We start from the raw sequence: 5,067 nt of genomic DNA on the forward strand, positions 1-5,067 counted from the left end.
TAACCAAAGAAGAAGGCGGACGTCATACTCCATTCTTCGATGGCTACAGACCACAATTCTACTTCAGAACAACTGACGTAACAGGTGTCATCAAATTACCAGAAGGCGTAGAAATGGTAATGCCTGGCGATAACGTGCAGATGGAAATCACCTTGATCACACCAATCGCGATCGAAGAAGGCTTACGTTTCGCGATCCGTGAAGGTGGCAGAACAGTCGGTTCCGGAGTTGTTGCAAAAATCATTGCTGATTGACGCTGAGTCCAATTTTTGATAAAAAATTGGTAGCGAACAGGAGCGTTAGCGAGTGAGCGATAACGAAGCTAATGCAGATTTTGAAAGAAATAACCATAAGGATATAAAATTTCTGAAAAATCGGCAACGCTGAGTCAAAATAAAAAACAAAGAAATTTGAATAGAATTGAACTATGTTGTTCGATCAGTTCTTCAACATAAGGTAGAAAAATCAATTTTTAACAAATCAATTTTAACCGTCTCTCTCTGAGACGGTTTTTTTTATTTGAAACATGGTCGGATTTGCAGTCAGATAGAAATATCGGTCGATTGCTTCTTGATGGTGTGGTATAATGCATCAAGAAATGTTCTGATGAGGAGAAAAGTTGATGAAAAAATATATTTGTGTCTCGATAGGAGATAAGGTAAAAGCTGAAGGAAATGATTTTAATAAGGGATTCAGAAAATGCAATAAGGAAGAACTGTCAAAAGAAATAGAAGATGTCTGTAACGACTATGACGAAAAAGGCTACGATGTGGTTTCGATTGTACCGATCGTACAGGGGCAGCATATGTTCGTTTCCAATGACGGCGTTTGGTCAAATAGTACCACAGAGGGTGTTATCATCACGTTTAAAGCGAAGTAAGAGCAGACAAACCGCTCCAAATATAAAAATAGAATAGTTGGCTGTTGACTTCGAGTATGATATTGCTTTGAAAACAAAAAGATCTTTCAGGGATGCTTTCCTGAAAGATCTTTTTTTATATGAGTAGTTTTATCTGTGAAAAATCATGGTTGCGGAAGAAAACCAAAGCTTCGTAGCTAACCTTGAAAATTACTTTTTCGGGGATACCAAAACAGCGAGCCGTATTGGTGATAGTCAGAATAGAAAAATCTTCCACAGGCATTTTTATTTTACCTTCGCAAAAGTATCGCGCCAGGGTCCGGCGCGCCCCAAAATCTGCGATCAGCAGGGCATCAAACTCAATCGGACGAATTCGGAGATGGTAATCTTTTAAAAATTCGTGATAGACTTGATTGATATCTTCAAAAATATATGAGTACAGAGAATCGCTGATGGTTATTTCATAGTAGAAATTCTTAACTTTCGGATCAGTGAGAAGCGCATTATACCAGACCATTGTCAGATAAAAATGTTGTTCAAACGAATTGATCGGCTTGTAACCAAAAAGATTATTTTTGACAGCAGCACTGATTGAGGCGAAATAATCTGCGAATATCTTAGCTACAAATGTATCTTTGGTGGTAAAATGATAAGTCATTGAACCTAATGTTGTACCAGAATGATCAGCAATCTGCTGAATTGTGGTGGCATTGTAGCCCTGTTGGTAAAAGAGCTCTTTGGCACTTTTGAATATGCGTTCCTTAGTCATTTCGCCTTTTGTCATTTTTCGCATATGAAATCTCCTTAAAACAGTGATGTATATCAAGTGTAACATTATTTCACGGAAGATACAAGAAAAAAAATAATGCCAGCAATTACTAAAAAAACAGTAAAAAAACAACGATTTAATAAAAAAAGCTTGACAATCATGGTGTAAAGGGTTACTATTTAGAAGATCATTGTAATATTACTAAGATGTACAGAAGAATTAACAAAATTACTAAAATGAAATAGCCGGAAATTTTATTATTAGTAAAAACGAAAATTCAAGGAGGCTCTTTTATGGAAAAGAAACCCTTAAGTACAGGGCTTAAGACATTCTTTGGTATCGGGGATCTTGGCTTTACTCTGATGTCAAATGTTGAAGTTTTTTATTTTGCATATTTTTTAACAAACATTGCAAAATTTGACTTGGCAACAACGGCAATTATTATGACCTTAACAAGTACAGTAGATATGGTATTATCACCTTTCTATGGTGGATTTATTGATGCTCTTAAACCAATGAAATGGGGAAAATACAGATCATATTTGTTGGTAATACCACCAATTGTCGTAGTTCTCTATACATTGATGTTTACGGTTATCGGCACTGGAATAGTACCAATGATCATCATCTGTGTAGCATTCATTACTTCACACATTGCATGGAACTTCTCATACGTTGCAAATATAGCATTAATTCCTACCATTTCAACGTCACCTGAAGATCGAACACAATTATCCGCAACACGAGGCGCTTATGCAAATGTTGGAAAAATTATCTTCTCAGCAATGGGATTGGCTACTATTTTATGGGTTGGTAATATAGTTGGAAATCCAGTGCTTGGATTCACTATTTCGGCATTCGCAATGGCTGTAATTTACCTGATTGGCTATTTCATTCACTTCAAACTGACGGATGGATATGAAGCAACATATGAAGAAGGTGCTGTCAGCACTACTACTGCCAAGAAAGAAAAAATTACCATTGGCGATATGGCCAGATCATTGGTTCAGAACCCACATTTGTTAGTGTTACTTTTAGCAGATGTTGCGCGTTGGACAGTTAACTTTGTTTGTGCAGGTTCGGCAGTATACTTCTTTACCTATGTAGCAAACAATGTCGCAATGTTTAGTGTTTACTTGTTGGTTGCAAATATTATGGCCGTAATTGGCTCATATTTAAGCAAGTATGTTGCAGCAAAATTGTCAACAAGAACCGCTGCACTGATTGGTTGCTACGGTCTAGGCGTATTCTTAATCGGCTGTCAATTCGTTGCTTCTAACATAATGCTTGTTCTAATTGTGCTTTCATGTGCTCAGTTCTTCTTAGGATTCCTTTACGCTTTGATGGTTGCTCTATACGGTGATGCATCGATTTACAGTGAATGGAAAACAGGAAAAGCTGCATCAAGCTGGGTTATGGGATTATCGAATTTACCATTAAAACTTGCTATCTTCATCAAAGGTTTAATCATTCCGGCAATGCTGGCTGCCTGCGGATTCGTTGCAAAAATGGATCCAGCTGCTGCAACACCAGAATTGAAAGCTGGTATTACGAATTTATTCTGTACAATACCAGGGTGCACAGTTCTTGCTGGTGCGGTTCTGTTAACATTTGGATACCGTTTAACTACAGAAAAAGTGAAACAATACCAGACTGAAATAGATGCAAGAAAAAAAATAGCAGAATAATAACAAACTTATTATTTGCGGGTGAACGTCATTGAACGAGTGCTTGTACTTATTTAATAACTGCACCCGAAAGCCAAAGAGAGACACGATGTGTTTTTCTTTGGCTGTTAATCTGCATTTCTGTATCTTTACTACATCATAAGATGCCTGAGTTGATCGCGTCTTATGATGTAGTGAAGATTAAGGAAAATGCTGGATTAAAACACATCACACCATAAATCTCACACTAAAAAATTATATCTGATACAAGGAGGTAACATTATATGTTAACCATAAAAGAGAATTTAAAAGAAGTCATGACTGGTGGCAAACCGGATCGTTTTGTCAAACAATATGAATTTATGCAAATGATCATGAGTGTTCCATCTGGTCGTATAAAACCACAATTAGGTGGAGAAGTAATCAATGAATGGGGTGTTACCATCCGTTGGCCAGAAGGACAAATTGCCGCGTTCCCAGTACATGATGCACAGCATATTCTACTCGATGATGTGACTGAATGGAAAAAATACGTTAAGGCTCCAAGTTTAGAACGACCTGAAGGCGCATGGGATCAGGCCATTGCTGACGCAAACGCTGTTGATCGGGATAATAAATATGTCGCTGCCTTCATCGCTCCCGGTTTATTTGAAATGACTCATTATCTGATGGGCATGGAGAACGCACTGATGAGTTTTTATGAAGAACCAGAAGCGATGCATGAACTGATCGACTATTTAACCCAGTATGAACTGGATTATGCCAAAGCGTTAGTTGAAAATCTGCATCCTGACGCAATTTTACATCATGATGACTGGGGCAGCCAGATTTCAACCTTCCTTTCTCCAGCAATGTTTGAAGAATTCTTTTTAGAATCCTACAAAAAAATCTACGGTTTTTACAAAGCTAACGGCGTTGAACTGATTGTTCATCACAGCGACAGTTATGCTGCAACATTGGTACCCAACATGATCGAAATGGGAGTCGATATTTGGCAGGGCGTTATGAATACGAACAATATTCCTGAAATGATCAAACAATACGGCGGAAAGATCACCTTTATGGGCGGAATCCACAGTGGTATCATCGATCATCCAGAATGGTCACAAGAACAGATCGCCGCTGAAGTCAAACGAACATGTGAAGAAAACGGAAAGCTTTATTTCATTCCAAGTTCATGTCAGGGATTGCCAGGAAGTTCATTCCCGGGCGTTTACGAAGCTACCGATGTCGAAGTTGAAAAAATGACCAAGGAACTATTCTAGGACATCAAATAATTTAAAAATTCATGCTTTGAAAGAGCGGTAAAAATTAATATCCAGAGGAGAGACTAAAATTGATTATTATTGGAGAAAAAATTAACGGTGCTATTCCTTCCACCGCAAAGGCGATTGCAGCTAAGGATGCAGAATTTATAAAAAATCTGGCCATCAAACAGGCCGAAGCTGGCGCCGACTATATTGATGTCTGTGCATCAGTGGACGATGATATTGAGCTGGAAACCATGAAATGGCTGATCGATATTGTTCAAGACGCTACCGATGTGCCGATTGCAGTGGACAGCCCCAATGTCTATACCTGCATCGAATCGATGAAATACTGTAACAAACCGGGCCTGTTCAACTCCGTATCGCTGGAAGGCGATAAGGTTGATGCGGCATTTAAAGTCATTGCCGATACCAAATGGGAGTGCGTAGCGCTGCTCAACAGCGACAAGGGAATTCCCAAAACCGCCAAAGACCGTCTCGATGTATTTACCGATTTAATGGCGA

6 protein-coding genes are annotated in these 5,067 nt (G+C 38.6%); 5 read left to right on the forward strand and 1 reads right to left on the reverse strand.

The features are described 5' to 3' along the window. Nucleotides 1–254 (forward strand): EF-Tu C-terminal domain-related protein (locus tag GH808_RS14750; RefSeq protein ID WP_476559228.1); only part of this gene is annotated, 254 nt, incomplete at its 5' end. A 368-nt stretch (nucleotides 255–622) separates the two neighbouring features. Beyond that, the gene (locus GH808_RS14755) at nucleotides 623–880 is read left to right on the forward strand and encodes a hypothetical protein (protein WP_186843552.1); all 258 of its coding nucleotides are present in this window, start codon (nucleotides 623–625) and stop codon (nucleotides 878–880) included. A 115-nt stretch (nucleotides 881–995) separates the two neighbouring features. On the opposite strand, the gene GH808_RS14760 is transcribed toward GH808_RS14755, so the two are convergent. Further along, nucleotides 996–1,643, reverse strand: coding sequence for a TetR/AcrR family transcriptional regulator (locus GH808_RS14760; RefSeq protein WP_243166240.1), 648 nt, complete (start codon nucleotides 1,641–1,643; stop codon nucleotides 996–998). Nucleotides 1,644–1,921: 278 nt separating this feature from the next. Here GH808_RS14760 and GH808_RS14765 point away from each other — a divergent pair, with 278 nt between their 5' ends. From GH808_RS14765 to GH808_RS14775, 3 genes are all read left to right on the forward strand, one after another. Beyond that, complete coding sequence (locus GH808_RS14765; RefSeq protein WP_186843554.1) at nucleotides 1,922–3,316, forward strand: MFS transporter; 1,395 nt, start codon at nucleotides 1,922–1,924, stop codon at nucleotides 3,314–3,316. Nucleotides 3,317–3,579: 263 nt separating this feature from the next. Next, the gene (locus tag GH808_RS14770) at nucleotides 3,580–4,560 is read left to right on the forward strand and encodes a uroporphyrinogen decarboxylase family protein (RefSeq protein WP_186843555.1); all 981 of its coding nucleotides are present in this window, start codon (nucleotides 3,580–3,582) and stop codon (nucleotides 4,558–4,560) included. A gap of 71 nt (nucleotides 4,561–4,631) precedes the next feature. Next, on the forward strand, nucleotides 4,632–5,067 hold a 436-nt coding region (locus GH808_RS14775), incomplete at its 3' end, for a dihydropteroate synthase (protein WP_186843345.1).

Source organism: Acetobacterium fimetarium (assembly GCF_014284475.1).
Classification (GTDB): domain Bacteria; phylum Bacillota; class Clostridia; order Eubacteriales; family Eubacteriaceae; genus Acetobacterium; species Acetobacterium fimetarium.